This window comes from Metabacillus sp. KUDC1714, assembly GCF_014217835.1.
Classification (GTDB): Bacteria; Bacillota; Bacilli; order Bacillales; family Bacillaceae; genus Metabacillus; species Metabacillus rhizosphaerae.
Genome location: NZ_CP055263.1, coordinates 2,717,469 through 2,735,766 on the forward strand (window position 1 = coordinate 2,717,469; position 18,298 = coordinate 2,735,766).

An 18,298-nucleotide genomic window follows, 5' to 3' on the forward strand; every position below is an offset into this window, starting at 1 on the left:
TTTTGTAAATTTTTTTCACTAATAAATTTAACTATTTCACATTTTAATAATTTAAAGGAATAAACACCCTAATCTCGAATATAAAAAATGAATAGGCAGTAAAAAAGAGATGGGAGAGTAAAAAATGGAATACAAAGTATTAGGAAAAAGTGGTTTGTTAGTGTCAGAGTTATGTTTAGGGGCAATGACCTTTGGGAAGGAAGTAAATGAAGCAGATTCCACTAAAATGATTCATCGCTTTCTAGACCAGGGTGGGAATTTTATTGATACAGCAGATGTTTATGTAGGTGGGGAATCTGAGCGTATTGTTGGTAAGGCAATTAAAGACCGACGCTCAGAAGTTGTATTAGCAACAAAGGTAAGAATGCGTGTAGGTCCACATCCAAATGATTTTGGTTATTCGCGTCGTCGTATTTTAGAGGGAGTTGACCAGAGTCTAAAGCGTTTAAATACAGATTATATTGATCTATATCAGCTTCATGTTTGGGATAATATTACTCCTATTGAAGAGACAATAAGAACGTTAGATGACCTCGTTAGCTCAGGAAAAGTAAGATACATAGGCTGTTCAAACTTTTTAGCTTGGCAAATGATGAAGGCTTTATCTTATAGTGATTTTCATAACCTTGTCCGATTTATTTCGATTCAGCCGCAATATAGTCTATTAAACCGTGAAATGGATAGAGAAGTACTTCCACTTTGTAAAGAAGAAAACGTTGGTGTGATTCCTTGGGCACCTATTGGTGGAGGGTTTTTAACAGGAAAATATAGTAAAGGTGAGGTCCCGACAAGTGGCAGGCTTTCAAATGGTGTTGGGGAATCAAGTTGGGAAAATAGATCCAATGAAAAGAACTTTAAAATATTACAAGCTGTACAAGAAGTGACACATGAAATTGATAAGACGCCTGCTCAAGTAGCATTGAACTGGTTATTAAACAAAGAGGAAATTACATCACCTATATTTGGGGCAAGCAGTTTAGATCAATTTGAAGAAAATATGGGAAGTGTAGGTTGGAAGTTAAGTGAAGAACATTGGGATAACCTTGACAAAGTTAGTAAGCTACCTAGTGAATACCCGACAAGATTTCTTGAAAAGTTTCGTAGGTAGTAAGGACTTTTCCTAATCATAAACTTGAAAAAGAGGCTGGGACAAAACCCACCTCTTAGATGAAAAAGCCGGTGAAATTTTACGACGAGTAAAATTTCACCGGCTTTGATTATTTTTTGAATAAAAATAAGGACCACTTCTGATAAAATAAAGTTACCACACAAAATTTCATCCGAAAGAAGGGTCCTTATGTTTAAAAATTATACCATGAATCAATTAGTTTTGCCTTTAGATTTAGAAGTAAAATTACAAAATAATGATATCGCCTTCCATGTCCATCATTTAGTTGAAAGTATCCCTCATGAAGCGTTCGAACCATTTCTTCGAAATGAGGGTTGTCCTGCCTACCATCCACGCATGATGCTTAAAATTATCTTATGTGCCTACACACAATCTGTCTTTTCAGGGCGCAAAATTGAAGCTTTATTAAATGATAGTATCCGTATGATGTGGTTAGCTCAAGGGTATGAACCAAGCTACCGTACAATCAACCGATTCCGTGTGCAACCTGAAGTGAAAGAAATAATTCGCCAATGTTTCGTCCAATTCCGTTGCCGATTAATCGAAGAAAAACTTATCGATCAAGAAGCGATTTTTATTGATGGTACAAAGATTGAAGCGAATGCGAATAAATTTACGTTTGTCTGGAAGAAATCAATTGAGAAATATCATCAAAGTTTAATTGAAAAGTCAAACCAGCTATACAATGAGCTACTTGAGAACGAAATCATACCTGAAATTGAGCGTGAAAGCGATGAGCAGTTATCATTAGAAGAGCTCACTCAATTGGTTCAAAAAGTGGACAATGTCGTAACCGCGTATGATAAACAAATTGAAGTATCATCAGACGTGACAGAACGAAAAGCCTTAAGAAATGAACGCAAATACCCGAAACAAGTCCGTAAACAGTTGATTGATTTTGTCTTACGAAAACAGAAATACCAACAAGACTTTGAAATCTTTGGCACGCGGAATAGCTATTCTAAAACAGATCCGGATGCAACATTTATGCGAATGAAAGATGATCATATGCAAAATGGACAATTGAAAGCTGGTTACAATGTACAAATCGCAACGGAAGGTCAATACTCGCTTGCCTATAGTTTATTTTCTAACCCAACAGATACGCGTACGTTAATTCCATTTCTAGATGAGATCGAGCAGCATTATTTCGAGTTACCGAAACACCTTGTCGCAGATGCAGGTTATGGTAGTGAACAAAACTTTAATGATATCCTTTCGAACAAAAACGAGAAGCACTTATTACCTATAACATGTATTTGAAGGAACAAAAGAAAAAGTACAAACAAAACAAATTTAATCCCGACAACTGGCAGTATGATGAAGAAACAGATACATATACATGCCCTAATCAGAAACGTCTTGAATTTCAATATCATTCTGTCCGTAATGACCGTACAGGTTTCCAACGGAATTTCAAAATCTACGAGTGCGAAGACTGTTCGGGATGCCCATTCCGTTCATCATGTACAAAAGCAAAAGAAGGCAATAATCGAAAACTAATGGTGAATGAAAAATGGGAACAGCAAAAAGAATATGTAAGAGTGAAGCTTTCAGAAGAGGAAACGAGTGCCATCTATCGAAAACGCAAAATCGATGTGGAACCAGTTTTTGGATTCTTGAAGGCTAATTTGCGTTTCACTCGATTTTCTGTCCGAGGAAAATCGAGGGTAGAAAACGAAATGGGCCTTGCGTTAATGGCAGTGAATATAAGAAAATTCACTGCCAGAAACTAAGGCAATAGAAGAATTTATACACAAAAGTAGAGAAAGGTGAATTTGAGTACCCTCAAATTCACCTTTCTCACTATCTGAAGCTAGTTATGTCCCAGCCTCTTTTTGTCAATTAAAAGATATATAGTTTATTGTTCGCTTTTTGTAGCAAGCTCAGTGCGGAACGGTGTAGCTAAATCTAACATGATAGACTTTATAAACTAATTTGATTTAAATGAATATTTTCATTTCGAAACAAATAATTGAAAATGAACTACGAAACGAATGAAAAATAGTTAAGTGGATTTCGAAATGTAAAAAAACCATGTGAGAATATATGACAATAACTCCCTTCTCTGAAAAAAATGTTGCTATAATGATCTCAATATTCAGATAATAGAAGGGAGTTTTAATAATGAGAAAAACACATCCGGCTTTTGTCATTTTTCTGTTCTTTTTAGGTTGGGTCTTTATGTATGCAGATCGCAATATACTATCTCCAGTTATGGGGAGCATTGGTGAAGAGTGGGGGTTAGACAATGCTCAGCTAGGTTTAATGTCAACAGTGTTTTTCGCTGCTTATGCTTTTATGCAGATACCAACTGGGTTTTTAGCAGATAAGTTTGGAAGAGTAAAAGTTTTAGTTGTTGGATATCTTTTATTTGGAATTGCAACATATATGAGTGGATTAGCTGCAAGCTTTGGTCTTTTCTTATTGATGCGAGCAATGACTGGTCTTGGTGAAGGTACATATTATGGTTCACAATATGGAATTTCTTCGAGCATCACTCCTAAAAAATATAGAGGGCTAGTCTCGGCTCTTATTAATAGTGGAATGGCGTTCGGTATTTCTCTTGGTTTTATCTCATCTAGTTATTTTACTTACACATTAAATAAAGGATGGCAATTTCCATTTTACGTTTTTGCAGTACCAACTATCATTGTCGCGATTTTAATTGGAATCTTTGTCCAAGATAATCGGGATAAAGAGCCGAAACAAGGAAAGGAAATACAGGAAAAAGGCAGCATCAAACAGCTATTTACCAAGAATCATATTTTAGTTTACATATTAATCTTTTGTTCATTATATGGATTTTTTGGAATGCTGACATGGCTTCCTTACTACTTGCAAACGGCGCGTGGAGTTGAAGCTTCGCAAACTGGAGTCATTGCATCATTAGTACCATGGGCATCCATACCAGGAGCAATTATCTTTGGGTTCTTGTCAGACAAAATAAAAAGCAAAAAGCCACTAATTATCGTATTAGCATTTGCTGGAGCGTTGTGTCAATTTGCCATTCCATATATAGAAAACTATTCTTTACTTCTTGTAGGATTATGCCTTTATGGATTACTGGGGAAATTAGCACTTGATCCAGTATTAATATCATATATGGCTGATATTACACCATCTTCAATGTATTCAAGAGTATATGGGTTTTTTAACTTTAGTGGTATGCTTTCTTCCATTTTTGCACCGTATATTACAGGATATTTTGCTGATCAAACTGGAAGTCTAGAATTCGGTTTTTACCTTTCTGGAGGACTTTTGATCATTGGGGCAATTATGTTTATCTTTACTGACAATAAAGTAAAGGCAACAACCAATTTTAAAACAAACGTAATAAAAAGTAACTTAGTTACGGAGGAGAAAATAGGATGAATAAAGCAATTGTAGGGAGTAAGACAATGGTGGTGAGTCCCCATTATTTAGCATCACAAGCTGGAAATACAATTCTTCAAAAAGGAGGGAATGCCTTTGATGCTGCAGTAGCCGTTAGTGCATGTCTTGCTGTGGTTTATCCACATATGACAGGTCTTGGAGGTGACTCCTTTTGGCTTACTTATAGTGTCAATGATCAAAAGGTGCGTGCTTATAATGGAAGTGGTCGTTCGGGATCAAAAGTAACGCGTGACGTATATAAAGGAAAGAGTTCTATTCCAAATAGAGGGATAGAAAGTATCATAACTGTACCCGGAATGGTAGACAGCTGGGATGCTATCCTGAAAGAGTATGGAAGATTATCATTAGGGGAAGTACTTGAACCAGCTATAGAGTATGCATTGTCAGGGTTTCCTTTTTCAATAGATCAGCATGAAAATACAGTGAAAAATATTGATATACTGCAAAAAGATATAGATTCAGCTGCAATTTTCTTACCTAATGAAACAGTACCTAATATAAATGAAAAATTTGTCCAAAAAGATTTAGGCAACACTTTGAAAGGTCTTTCAGTAAATGGAAGAGATAGTTTTTATAAAGGTAAGTTGGGAAAGCGAATTATTTCAAGTTTAATAGAAAAAGGTGGATTGCTCACCGAGGAGGATTTTGCTGAACATCAGGGTATATGGATTGAACCGATTTCAACGACATATCGAGGTTATCATATGTATCAGGTTCCACCTAATTCTCAAGGCTTCGTGGGATTAATGGCTCTTAATATATTAGAAAACTTTGATCTTGCATCTATACAAGAAGGTTCTTATGAATATTATCATTTATTAGTAGAATCATTAAAAAGAAGCTTTCAAGATCGAAATCAATTTTTAACTGATCCGGAGTTCCACTCTATCCCATTAGATAACCTACTAAGCAAATCCTATGCCGAAGAAATGGCCAACTCAATTCAATTTGATAGGGCAAAGGATATTCAGACTCAATCTGTAGGAAGTGATACTGCGCATGCAGCTGTAGTTGATGATGAAGGCAACTCGGTTTCCTTTATTCAAAGTTTATACTTTGAATTTGGATCAGGAGTTGTAGCAGGTGATACAGGGATCATTATGCAAAATAGAGGATCATTCTTTTCTCTAGACTCATCACGTGCTAACTGCCTTGAACCTAAAAAGAGAACCTTCCATACACTAATGCCAGCGATGGCGTTAAAAGATGGACGACCGCGGATACTTTACGGTACACAGGGTGGTGAAGGGCAACCGCAAACACAAACGGTAATGATTACAAGGATGATTGACTATGGTATGAATCCTCAGCAAGCGATCAGTGAGCCTAGATTCGTCTGGGGAAGAACTTGGGGTGAAGAAACACAAGAACTTAAAATTGAAGGGCGAGTTAGCCTAGAGGTAATCGAGCAACTAATGAAATCTGGACATAGTGTAAATAGAGTAAATGATCTAGATGGTATTATGGGACATGCAAATGCAATTTTAATAGACGATCAGGGCTTTTTACACGGTGGTGTTGATCCCAGAAGTGATGGTGCAGCTGTTGGAAGGTAAAACTATCTGAAGGATATTTTTACACATGATATTTTTGGAAGGCTTTCATCATTTACCTGTTAATATTATACTCATACTATAAATTCTTAAAGGATGGGTCTAATTTGAAAATAGATAATATTGACAGGAAAATACTTGAGCTACTTACTGCTAATGGAAGAATGTCTTACTCTGATATAGGGAAAGAGCTAGATTTATCCAGAGTATCTGTTCGTGAACGTGTTAATCAATTAATAAAAAATGATGTTATTGAGAAGTTTAGTGTTGTTATTAATTCAGAGAAAATGGGGAAGAATGTTTCAGCCTTCTTTGAAGTTGATTGTGAGCCTTCATTCTTAGTAGAAGTTGCCCAAAAGCTTGCTGATAATCCTTGTGTATCAAGTTGTTATCAAATGACAGGCCCGAGCACATTACATATGCATGTTTTAGTTGATGACTTTATTGCATTAGAAAAGTTTATAAATAATGAGTTGTATTCACTTGAAGGAATCACAAGGGTAGAAAGTCATATATTGCTTCGCCGCTTCAAAAGCAGAAGTGGAATGAAATTATAGACATATAGTACTCTCAAGTTACATGACTTATGTAAAGGTTGGCTTAAAGCTAAATTCCATTAATTTTCCTGTTTTATATAGGAGAAGGAGAGGGGGGCTTTTGAGTCAATCTTATTTTTTGGCTGTTTTCAGAGAACTTTCGTCTTTACTTCTTATCCAAAAGAGTTCTGTAAAAGCAATAATCTTGTAGAAGTAGCCTATTTGTTTATTTCCAAATGAGATTTATTATATTTTTTCTATTTAGTATCTAGAAAATCAATTGTATTTACTATATAATCATAAATAATTAGTTTAACCTTACTTTGTTAGTTGTTTTTATGAATATTATTAACAATCGGAAATATAATGATCTTAGATGTGAATTTAAAACTAAGTTGAAAAAGAATTAGGGGAATAATAAGTATGTTTTAATCTTACTAGTTATTTACCTGAATTATAGAAAAGAAAAGCAAAGGGGGATAATATGAAACATCTACAGTTATTTTTAGCCTTTTTTCGTGTAGGAATTTTAGGGTATGGTGGAGGACCATCCTCTATTCCACTTGTACATAAAGAAGTAGTGGATAAATATAAATGGATGAGTGATGATGAGTTTGCAGACGTACTAGCCTTAGGTAATACATTACCAGGTCCAATTGCAACAAAGATGGCTGGTTATATTGGCTACAGAGTAGCGGGAATTGTAGGACTAATTAATGCGACTCTTGCCACTATCGTACCTACAATTATTTTAATGATTTTCTTGTTGACAACAATCTCTTCAGTAAAAGACTATCCTTGGGTTCAGGGAATGACAGCAGCAGTAGTACCGGTAGTAGGCGTCATGTTGGCTACATTAACATGGGACTTTTTTAAAAAATCTCAGAAATCCTTAGGATGGTTAAAGTCTTCTATACTCATTATTTTTAGTTTCTTCTTAATGGAGATCTTTGGATTACATCCAGCCATTTTAATTGGTGGGCTTTTACTCGCAGCTATCATAAAGAAGGATAAAGATCCTAAAAAAGAACGTAAGATTGAAAGGGGTAATGCTTCGTGATTTATTGGGAAATCTTTCTCGCCTTTTTTATCCCTGGAATTCTTGGATATGGTGGTGGACCAGCTTCAATACCTTTAGTTGAAAATGAGGTTGTCGATCACTATGGATGGATGAATCTTAATGAGTTTAGTGAAGTGCTTGCCTTAGGAAATGCCCTTCCAGGCCCAATTGCAACAAAGATGGCAGGGTATATTGGCTATCAACAAGGTGGTATCCTTGGAGGAATAGTAGGGATTTTTGCAACTGTAGCTCCGTCACTTATCTTAATGATTTTACTTTTAGGCTTCTTATATAAATTTAAAGATTCACCAAAGGTTAAAAGAATGACCACTTTTATTAGACCGACCATTGCTGTCTTACTTGGGGTCATGGCCTTTAGTTTCTTTTCTACTTCTTACATGGATTCGGGTTTATGGCAATCACTCTTTTTAATTATTATCAGTTTTTTATTATTAGAGAAATGGAAGGTACACCCAGCTCTTGTCATTGTTGGGGCGATGGGGTATGGAGCCATTTTTATTACGTGAAATGAATTCGTCATATTAAAAATATATATAGAAAAAATCTAACAAACTCTTAATTAAAAGTCTTTGTTAGATTTTTTTTGTTAAACCTTATTATAACAAAAACATCGCCACTATCGTTGTCACTACCAAACCAATTGAAACAGGTAGAAGATTTTTCCTTGCTAATTCGAATGGGTCGACACCACAAATCGCAGCTGCAGGGATCAATGCCCAAGGAATTAATGTACCTCCACCAACCCAAATAGCGGTAACTTGACCTAACGCTGTGAGGGTAGCGGCACTTACACCGATCGCTGTTGAAAACAATTGTGCAATAGAGCCGGCAAGAGAAATGCCTGAGAAACCTGAGCCATCGAGTCCTGTTAAAATTCCTACACCTGTTAATGTAACTGCTCCAACCTCTGGAGTTAGTGGGACTACATTTGCGAGAGCAACACCTAGATCATTCACAATCCCTTGAGAATTTTGCGGTAAATATTCGCCGATTATTGAGTAAAACCCTGCGTCCCCTAGATAGAAAAACGCGGCAATTGGAATGACTGGCCCAAATACTCTAAAGCCAAATTGAAATCCTTGGATTAGGTAGTTAGTAGATTCTTCAAGCCCTCGCTTTTTGTGTGCTAAACATGTGGTGATAATTAAAATGATTAGTGCAGTTCCTCCAATTAATGCTGTTGCATCCCCACCTTGTAAATTAAGCGTGAACATTATTACCACATCTAATAGAAAAATAAGTGGAATCAACAAAGCGAGGATTTTCTTTGATGTTGTAGATAATAGCTGAAGAGCAGATTCTTGTGTTTGGTAAGTTGGTGAGACACTTGAAAATGGTTTATTAAGCTTAATATCTTTCATTAATATAAAATAAGCAGATATTGTCGTTACAATTCCCATTGTAAGCACAAGGGGAATACTCGCATTAAGAACATCTCCAACTGGAATTCCAGCAGCATCAGCAGTAAGTTTTGGTGCAGCTTGAATAATGAAATCACCTGAAAGAGCGATCCCATGTCCAAACAAGTTCATCGAAATTGCAACACCTAATGCTGGGAGACCAGCTCTAACCGCAACTGGTAATAATACTGCACCAATTAAAGCAACAGCTGGTGATGGCCAAAAGAAAGATGAGATGATCATCATTAACAGTCCTGTGGTCCAAAATGCAGTGGTTGGATTTTTAATTACTTTGGAGAAAGGTGAGATCATCACCTCATTAATTCCTGAAATCGTTAATATTTTACTCATTGCGACAATAATTGAAATAACGAGAATGGTTGGTAATAGTTCTGTTATTGCAAAGATAAAGCTATTAAATAAACTGCTAATAGAATCATTTAAAGAAAACGTTGATACTGCCGCAAGTGAAAGAATCCCAACAATACATACAATGGTTGTATCTCGACGAAAGAGCATAAAACCTATGATCGCAATGATAAAAGCTACATAAATCCAATGTATGAGTGTAATATCTACCTCCATTTGTATCACTCCTCAGCAAACGCCTATTGTAGATTTTTAATACTGTATGAATGAGTGAAATAGGATGTGATGAGTTTAGATAAATAATTTTCACTCCTACATATGGTGAGATTTTGTGGAATTTTAGGGTAATGTTATGTAGAAACAAGTTGTCATTTCCAAGGAAATATTGTCAGATGTGCACAAGATGTCTAATATTAGTAATGTTAATAAAAGGCTGTTTTCGCAAACTTTGTTGCTTTTAAAATAGTATTGGATTGGTTGATTGGCACTCCAGGATGCTCGCTTTCCGTGGGGCGGGCGATGAGCCTCCTCAGCGCGAAGCGCCTGCGGGGTCTCATCTGTCCCGCTACTCCCACAGGAGTCTCGCATATCCGTTCCAATCAACCTAATCAGTTTTGTTCAAAAACAACAATCTTTTAGAAAAGAGCCTAATAAAAGGAACTTTCATGAAAATCTAAGAATCATGCTAAAAATGAAAAAACCTCCGCAAATTATTTGCAGAGGGAATGATAATGATTAGTCAATTTCAACTGAAGTGTACTTTGTGACATAGTGTGGATGTGAAAATGGTTGAGGGATTCCAACACTACTTTTTATACTACCAGTATCAAAGGATTTAGATTTCTGCCAAGCAGTGAAGTAATGTTCGTTTTCCCATAATGTTAAAATGATATAGGTGTCACCTTTAGAAGGACGTAGCACTCTAATAGCGGAGAAGCCAGGTTCTTTTTCGATCAGGCGTGCTCGATCACTAAATCGTTTTTCAAAAAGTGGTCTTCCTTCATATGAAACAGGGATATTGTTAAGTACAGCATATTTTCCATTTGAAAGTTTTCCGGTGGAATCTAATACATCGTAAGTTTTTGGTTCCTTAAAGATAGACTTTTGCTCAGTTTCGTGAAATAAGACTCCAGTATCAGTGTTTGCCATAAGTCGCAGGTTTTTGTCGATATGTGCTTTCGCAAGTTTAGCTAAATAATCAACAGTTCCATAGGTTATGTAAAGCTTCATCACTCATCACCTCATCATTAAATATGCTTATTGACCCCTTCAGTATACCAACTACTGTTCAACCTTTCCCGATTTTAGTGTTTTTCACACATATACCTGGCTATTATTAACAATACTAAAAGATATAAAGGGGTGATCTGTATGAAAAAGAAACTTTTATTATCAGGACTAACTTTATTACTAACAGTAATCTGCGCTTTCTTAGGTTATTTATTTATTATTTTCATGGGGAATTACGTGCTGGATGAAGAAAAATTAGTGATGGATACAGCTTCAAAACTAACTGACATAGATGGTAATGAGATTACAAAGCTTTACATAGAGAATCGTGAACTTGTTGATATTTCTGAGATTCCAGACTATGTGCAGCAGGCGTTTATTTCTGTTGAGGACCAACGCTTCTATGAGCATTATGGAATTGATGTTCAAGCCATCGGAAGAGCCCTTTATAAGGATATCCTTGCAGGGGGGAAGGTTGAAGGTGGTAGCACAATTACTCAGCAATTAGCTAAAAATATCTTTTTGACAAATGACAAAACGCTTTTACGTAAAACGAAAGAAGCGATTATCGCGATTAATTTGGAGAAAAGGTATAGTAAATCAAAGTTATTAGAAATGTATTTGAATCAAGTTTACTTTGGACATGGGGCATATGGAATTAAGTCTGCAGCTAAATTGTACTTTAATAAGGATGTGTCAGAGCTAACACTTGAGGAAGGAGCCTTATTAGCAGGTATACCTAAGGCACCTTCAAACTACTCACCAATTGCCAATGTAGATAAAAGTAAGGACCGTAGGAATGTCATTTTAAGTTTAATGGGTGATCAAAAATATATAACATATGAAGAAGTAGTAAGAACACAAGGGAAAACGGTGAAATTGCAAGTAAACAAGAAACAGGAAAGCCCATGGTTAACAACCTATATTGATATGGTTTTTGATGAGGCAAAAGAAAAGTATGCTCTATCTAATGAAGAATTATTAAGGGGAGGATACACCATTACAGTACCTCTTCAAGTAAATATTCAAAAGTCTGCATATGAATTGTTTCAAAAGAAGGAATACTTTCCTGGTACAGATGCTTTTGCTCAAGGTGCGTTTATTCTTCTTGATAATAAAACGGGGGGAGTAATAGCTGCAATCGGTGGGCGTGATTATGTTCCAAAAGGATTGAACCGACTAAATGTGACAAGGCAGCCAGGTTCTACATTTAAACCAATTGCTGTTTATGCACCTTCGATCGAAACAAAATTATTTCATCCTTATTCTATGCTAAAGGATGAAAGGCTTAAGTATGGGGATTACGAACCGGAAAATTATGATAATCAGTATGCTGGAAAGGTATCGATGTTTGATGCAATTGTCTCCTCTAAAAATGCAGCTGCTGTATGGACTTTATCTGAATTAGGAATTGGAAAAAGTAAGGAGTATTTAAATGAGGTTGGGATATCGATTAAAGACGAAGGATTAGCAATTGCGCTAGGTGGGTTATCTGAAGGTGTAACACCAATTCAAATGGCAAATGCTTATCGAACGTTTACATCAAGTGGGAACTTCAGTGAGCATCACATTATTCAAAAAATAACGAATAGAGAAGGAAAGATAATCGCTGAAAACCTTCCTGATGTTAAACAAGTGTACTCCCCACAAACTGCATGGGATATGACAAGAATGCTTCAGCATGTTGTAAGTGATGGTACAGCAAAAAATGGTGTATTTCAAGGTGAAATAGCAGGGAAAACAGGGACGACCTCATATTCTGCAATAGAAGGAGCAGCAAAGGATGCATGGTTTGTTGGGTTTACTGAAAATGTAGTTGGGGCACTCTGGATGGGATACGATAAAACAGATCAAAACCATTATCTGAAAAATGGAAGTTCATATGCTACTAAGTTGTTTAAAGATATCTTAACAGAGGCAAAGTGGGATCAAAACGTAGCATTTAAAGTCCCAGAGGGTGTAAATGACTTAGATAGTCCAATCCGTATCAAAGATATAGAACAGGTTGATGCAAGGTATACGTTTAAGCCACTTGGATTAATTACGTTAACATTAGAATGGGAAGCACAGCGAGATGAACGGGTTGAATATCGAATCTATGAACAAACAGAAAAAGAGCAAAAGCTTGTTGGAAAGGTTACGGGTGAAGGAGTTTTTGAAATTCCTTATGTCAATGTGTTTTCAAACAGTACGTATAAGGTTGCACCATATAATGTCCAAACACATGAAGAAGGGGAGCCTAAACAATTCATTAAACCTAGTTTGTTTACTTCTAATTAATGAGATAAAGTAAGGTATTCTTATGAAGGGGTCTGTATCCCTGATGATTGTTTTTTAATAAAGGTTGTTTTCGAAAGGTGCTAACTACCAAGTAATGCGGAGTGGTTGATTCCGCTCCAGATGCTCGCTTTCCGCGGGGCGGGCGGTGAGCCTCCTCTGCGTAAACGCCTGCATGAGTCTCACCTGTCCCGCTGCGCCCGCAGGAGTCTCGCACTTCCGCTCCATCAACCTTAAACAGTTTTCGTCAAAGAACCTATTAATAAACAACAAGCTCTTAGAAAAGAGAGAGCCTTTAAATAAGATTTGTTAAGGAAATTGCTTTGAAACGTTATTTCGACTATTTTTCGACATTTGCTCATCTAAGCTATACAACATTAGTTGAAAACGTTATAGTTGAAAGTGTTGAAGAATTAATATAGAATTAGTATTACATTATAATTAGTATTATTTGATAAAGGGGCTTTTCTCCTTTTTTTAAACTATCAAAATTTATATCTTATGGTTGATAGTATAAGTAAAACTAAGGCTTTCGCCATTAGGACTTGGCGATAAGCCAAGTTTTTCTAATAGAAAGGTGGACTTTTTGGATGGCTGAAAAGAAAATCAATGATACGTTTTTAAAAGCGTGTCGTGGGGAAAAAACGGACTATGTTCCGGTTTGGTATATGAGACAAGCAGGGAGATCACAGCCTGAATATCGTACGATAAAGGAAAAATACAGCCTCTTTGAAATTACACATCAGCCTGAGCTATGTGCTTATGTAACGAGGTTGCCTGTAGAACAGTATGATGTCGATGCTGCGATTCTTTACAAAGATATTATGACTCCACTTCCAGCGATTGGTGTAAATGTTGAAATTAAATCTGGGATCGGACCAGTCATTGATGACCCAATTCGTTCATTAAGTGATGTTGAAAAGTTAGGAGAAATTGATCCTGAGAGCGATGTTCCATATGTACTAGATACGATCAAGCTCTTAACGAAGGAACAGCTTCAAGTACCTTTGATTGGATTTACTGGTGCACCTTTTACAATAGCTAGCTATATGATTGAAGGTGGTCCTTCAAAAAATTACAACAAAACAAAAGCATTTATGTATGCAGAGCCAAAAGCTTGGTTTGCGTTAATGGATAAGCTAGCTGAAATGAGCATTACATATGTAAAAGCACAAATCAATGCAGGAGCAAAAGCAATTCAAATTTTTGATTCATGGGTTGGTGCACTTAATGTAGCAGATTACCGTTATTATATTAAGCCAACGATGGAACGAATTTTTAGTGAGTTAAAAAATGAAAACGTACCGTTAATTATGTTCGGAGTAGGTGCAAGTCATTTAGCAAAAGAATGGCATGATTTACCTTTAGATGTTGTTGGACTTGATTGGAGACTTCCTATCCAAGAAGCACGTACGATGGGTCTAACGAAAACTCTTCAAGGTAATCTTGATCCTGCTATTTTACTTTCTCCATGGGAAGTCATTGAAGAAAGAGCGAAAGAGATTTTAGATCAAGGAATGCAGCAGGATGGATACATCTTTAATCTTGGACATGGTGTTTTTCCCCAAGTGAATCCTGAAAATCTTAAGAAATTAACAACTTTTATTCATGACTATTCTAAGAAAGCAAAAGTAAGCATTTAATATTTTTTGTGAAATTAATAACTTAATGATATGAGGAATAAGAAACAAACTAGAGGTGAATCATTTTGAGTAAGAAAAAAATGGGACTATTAGTTATGGCATATGGAACGCCTTATAAAGAGGAAGACATTGAACGTTATTATACACATATACGACATGGTCGCAAACCTGCGCCTGAAATGCTTCAGGACTTAAAAGATCGTTATGAGGCAATAGGTGGAATTTCTCCGCTAGCAAAAATCACAGTTGAACAAGGAGAAAAGCTAGAGCAGCACTTAAACAACATCCAAGATGAGACTGAATTTAAGCTCTATATTGGCTTAAAACATATCGAACCGTTTATCGAAGACGCTGTAAAGCAAATGCATGAAGATGGGATCACTGAAGCAGTGAGCATCGTCTTGGCTCCACATTTTTCAACCTTTAGTGTTAAATCATATAATGGGCGTGCGAAAGAAGAAGCAGATAAGCTGGGTATAACAATTACTTCTGTTGAGAGCTGGTATACTGAGCCGAAATTCATTACCTATTGGGCAGACAGGGTAAAAGAAACATACGAAAGCATGAAGCCTTCTGAAAGAGAAACAGCTGTACTTGTTGTTTCAGCGCATAGTCTTCCAGAAAAAATCATTGCTCATGGTGATCCATATCCACAGCAATTACAAGAAACAGCAGACTTAATCGCAGAAGCGGCAGGAGTAAAAGATTATGTCATTGGCTGGCAAAGTGCTGGTAATACACCAGAGCCATGGTTAGGACCGGACGTTCAAGATTTAACAAGAGATTTATATAAGAATGGTCACAAAACATTTGTGTATATTCCAGTTGGTTTTGTTGCAGATCATCTTGAAGTATTATTTGACAATGATTATGAATGTAAGGTTGTAACAGATGAACTAGGAGCGAGTTATTATCGCCCGGAAATGCCAAATGCAAGACAAGAATTTATTTCTTGTCTTGGGACTGTTGTTTTGAAACAGTTGAAGCAGAGTACTATTGTTTAAATTAAAAGAATGCCTTGCTAAGTTAAGTTCGTAAATATTTTAAAGGAAAAAGCAGTAGATTCTATTGAGAATCTATTGCCTTTTCTGTTTATAATTATTTATAGGTGCTGGAGATTATTATATTACAACGGTGAAATTGCTTTATAACATGAACTTTAAGTTAACAGTTTATATCTCAATATATTACCTACATACCCAAAATATATAAAGGGGGCATTCTTTGTAGAAAGGGTATAATAAAGTGGCAGAAGTTGACACTAAAATAAATGCCTTGTTATTAATTAATCGAATGTATAAAAGTTTAAAATGCCAATTATTTTTGTTTTATGTAAATGAAAAACTAGGAGACAAAAAAGACAAAAGTAGAAGAGGAGATACGATGACAAAAGAAATAATTGATACGGGATGGAACTTAGAGAATAGTTATGCTCGTCTTCCGAAACTATTTTTCACTAGCCATAACCCAACCCCTGTGCAGTCACCGAAGTTGATCATTCTTAATGATCAGTTGGCAACATCTCTGGGGTTGAACGTTCAGGCGTTGCGAAGTGAGAATGAAGTAGCGGTGCTTGGTGGAAACCGAATACTAGAAGGTACTTCACCACTTGCTCAAGCTTACGCGGGGCATCAATTCGGGCATTTTAATATGTTGGGAGACGGCCGGGCTCTGCTGCTTGGCGAACAAATCACTCCGCTAGGTGAGCGTGTTGATATTCAACTCAAGGGTTCAGGTAGAACGCCCTATTCCCGCGGGGGTGATGGTCGAGCGGCGCTTGGACCAATGCTACGAGAATACATTATCAGCGAAGCAATGCATGCACTCGGTATTCCTACCACCCGTAGTCTAGCAGTGGTAACAACAGGTGATAGAGTAATCCGTGAAAGGGAACTCCCTGGGGCAATTCTGACCCGTGTAGCTTCTAGTCATCTGCGCGTTGGTACTTTTCAATATATTGCACAATGGGGTACAGTCGAGGATCTCCAGATCATGGCTGACTATACACTAAAGCGCCATTTTCCAGATGTTGAAGCTGGTGAGAGTCGATACCTTACGCTGCTTCAAGAAGTAATCAAGCGTCAGGCTGAGTTGATTGCCAAGTGGCAACTAGTTGGCTTTATTCACGGAGTGATGAACACGGACAACATGACTATTAGTGGAGAAACCATTGATTATGGTCCATGCGCTTTCATGGATGCCTATGATCCGGAAACGGTATTCAGTTCCATTGACACTCAAGGTCGTTATGCTTATGGCAATCAGCCTTATATTGCCGGATGGAATCTCGCACGATTTGCTGAAACCTTATTGCCGTTGCTGCATGACGATCAGGAGCAGGCAGTCAAAATAGCCCAGGATGCGATTTCAAATTTTACTAAGTTATATCAAACTAATTGGCTCACTGGTATGAGAGCAAAATTAGGAATATTCAACGAGGATGGGCAGGATGAATCACTTATTGAAGATCTTCTAAGTTTGATGCAGAAATATCGTGCGGACTATACGAATACTTTCCGCGCATTAACTTTTGATCGTCATGAGGAAACAGACATGTTTGGGAGCCAAGAATTTGCTAGGTGGCATGAGCAGTGGCAGGCGCGACTAAGTAGGCAGCAGGAATCGAAGGACTCACAGCAGCAGTTGATGCAAAACAGCAATCCGGCACTAATTCCTCGGAATCACCGAGTAGAAGCTGCACTAGAGGCAGCAGAGAATAAAGGGGACTACAGCGTTATGGAGAAGCTACTTGATGTTCTATCAAGTCCCTATGCGCACTCCCCCGAACAGGCTGAGTACTCCACACTGCCTGCGCAAACAACCACTCCTTACCGAACCTTTTGTGGTACATAATATAAGGGGAGTAGGGATGGCACTTTCTGTTTTTTAATTAAAATAATGCTACCCATTGGTAGCATTATTTTAATTCGAAGATATTTCCATCAGCAAACTAATTAGCTACAAGCTCTTGAATAACTGTCTCCAACTTAAAAATAAGACTATTTTTAAATTGGAGACAGTTATTGTAAATAAGGTAATATCATGATATATTACTTTTATAAAAATGACTAAAATGTTCATTTGGTCATTTTATCTATAGGAGTGAATCATTTGAGTATAAATCGTAAGCAACTTATTCTTGATGCTGCAACTAAATCGTTTACACAATTTGGTTACAAAGCAACAACAATGGATCATGTCTCGAGGCTAGCTAATGTAGGAAAAGGAACTATTTATACTTTTTATAAAAACAAGGAAGAATTATTTTCTGAAATTATTGAAGGACTACTCTTTGATATGAAAGAAGTTGCAGAGAGTGCATTTGATCCACAGTTCCCTTTTTTAGAAAATGTACACCGAGCGTTATATAGTATCTTGGATTTTCGGAAAACGCACCAATTAACAATTAAAATTTTTCAAGAAAGCAATGAGCTAGGAACACCAACGGTTAATGAGGGTGTCCAAAAGGTGGAAGAGATGGTTTTAAACTATATTAAGCAAAAAATTATCGTTGCTATTGAAAATAAGGATATCAAACCATGTGATCCAGAGCTAACAGCATTTATTTTATTAAAGCTTTATGTATCACTAATATTTGATTGGGAAAAACAGCATGAACCACTAGAAAAAGAAAAAATTGCTCAAGTTTTTGAACAGTATTTACTGAAAGGATTGTCGATCTGA

The 18,298-nt window shown here is 36.7% G+C and carries 13 protein-coding genes and 1 pseudogene; 12 read left to right on the forward strand and 2 right to left on the reverse strand.

Annotation, left to right across the window (positions count from 1 at the left end; translation table 11 throughout):
- Positions 1 to 124: 124 nt before the first annotated feature.
- From HUW50_RS13010 to HUW50_RS13040, 7 genes and pseudogenes are all read left to right on the forward strand, one after another.
- Entirely contained in the window at positions 125 to 1,108 is a 984-nt protein-coding gene (locus HUW50_RS13010) for an aldo/keto reductase (RefSeq protein ID WP_066336760.1), read from the forward strand.
- Positions 1,109 to 1,297: 189 nt separating this feature from the next.
- A pseudogene (locus tag HUW50_RS13015) lies at positions 1,298 to 2,865 on the forward strand (IS1182 family transposase).
- Positions 2,866 to 3,256: 391 nt separating this feature from the next.
- Positions 3,257 to 4,504, forward strand: a complete 1,248-nt coding sequence (locus tag HUW50_RS13020; RefSeq protein ID WP_066336758.1) for an MFS transporter — start codon at positions 3,257 to 3,259, stop codon at positions 4,502 to 4,504.
- The gene (gene ggt / locus HUW50_RS13025) at positions 4,501 to 6,081 is read left to right on the forward strand and encodes a gamma-glutamyltransferase (RefSeq protein ID WP_066336750.1); all 1,581 of its coding nucleotides are present in this window, start codon (positions 4,501 to 4,503) and stop codon (positions 6,079 to 6,081) included. Before HUW50_RS13020 ends, ggt begins: the two co-directional genes overlap by 4 nt.
- A 104-nt stretch (positions 6,082 to 6,185) precedes the next feature.
- On the forward strand, positions 6,186 to 6,635 hold the full coding sequence (locus HUW50_RS13030; RefSeq protein WP_066336748.1) for an Lrp/AsnC family transcriptional regulator: 450 nt from the start codon (positions 6,186 to 6,188) through the stop codon (positions 6,633 to 6,635).
- A gap of 463 nt (positions 6,636 to 7,098) precedes the next feature.
- Positions 7,099 to 7,674 (forward strand): chromate transporter, encoded by a 576-nt coding sequence (locus HUW50_RS13035; protein ID WP_066336746.1) that lies wholly within the window; start codon positions 7,099 to 7,101, stop codon positions 7,672 to 7,674.
- Positions 7,671 to 8,201, forward strand: coding sequence for a chromate transporter (locus HUW50_RS13040; RefSeq protein ID WP_066336737.1), 531 nt, complete (start codon positions 7,671 to 7,673; stop codon positions 8,199 to 8,201). Before HUW50_RS13035 ends, HUW50_RS13040 begins: the two co-directional genes overlap by 4 nt.
- A gap of 90 nt (positions 8,202 to 8,291) precedes the next feature.
- Here HUW50_RS13040 and HUW50_RS13045 read toward each other — a convergent pair whose 3' ends face one another.
- Both HUW50_RS13045 and HUW50_RS13050 read right to left on the reverse strand, forming a co-directional pair.
- Positions 8,292 to 9,680: a hypothetical protein gene (locus HUW50_RS13045; RefSeq protein ID WP_066336723.1), complete on the reverse strand. Its 1,389-nt coding sequence runs from the start codon at positions 9,678 to 9,680 to the stop codon at positions 8,292 to 8,294.
- Between the two features lie 519 nt (positions 9,681 to 10,199).
- Entirely contained in the window at positions 10,200 to 10,694 is a 495-nt protein-coding gene (locus HUW50_RS13050) for an antibiotic biosynthesis monooxygenase family protein (protein ID WP_066336720.1), read from the reverse strand.
- A 141-nt stretch (positions 10,695 to 10,835) separates the two neighbouring features.
- Here HUW50_RS13050 and HUW50_RS13055 point away from each other — a divergent pair, with 141 nt between their 5' ends.
- From HUW50_RS13055 to HUW50_RS13075, 5 genes are all read left to right on the forward strand, one after another.
- A complete protein-coding gene (locus tag HUW50_RS13055; RefSeq protein WP_066336715.1) occupies positions 10,836 to 12,974 on the forward strand; it encodes a transglycosylase domain-containing protein in 2,139 nt (712 codons plus the stop codon).
- Between the two features lie 587 nt (positions 12,975 to 13,561).
- Positions 13,562 to 14,614 carry a uroporphyrinogen decarboxylase gene (gene hemE, locus HUW50_RS13060; protein WP_066336708.1) on the forward strand — a complete coding sequence of 351 codons (1,053 nt, stop codon included), beginning with the start codon at positions 13,562 to 13,564 and terminating at the stop codon, positions 14,612 to 14,614.
- A 65-nt stretch (positions 14,615 to 14,679) separates the two neighbouring features.
- On the forward strand, positions 14,680 to 15,618 hold the full coding sequence (gene hemH, locus HUW50_RS13065) for a ferrochelatase (protein ID WP_066336699.1): 939 nt from the start codon (positions 14,680 to 14,682) through the stop codon (positions 15,616 to 15,618).
- Between the two features lie 379 nt (positions 15,619 to 15,997).
- On the forward strand, positions 15,998 to 17,467 hold the full coding sequence (locus HUW50_RS13070; RefSeq protein WP_185654061.1) for a protein adenylyltransferase SelO: 1,470 nt from the start codon (positions 15,998 to 16,000) through the stop codon (positions 17,465 to 17,467).
- 258 nt (positions 17,468 to 17,725) lie between these two features.
- On the forward strand, positions 17,726 to 18,298 hold the full coding sequence (locus HUW50_RS13075) for a TetR/AcrR family transcriptional regulator (RefSeq protein ID WP_066336693.1): 573 nt from the start codon (positions 17,726 to 17,728) through the stop codon (positions 18,296 to 18,298).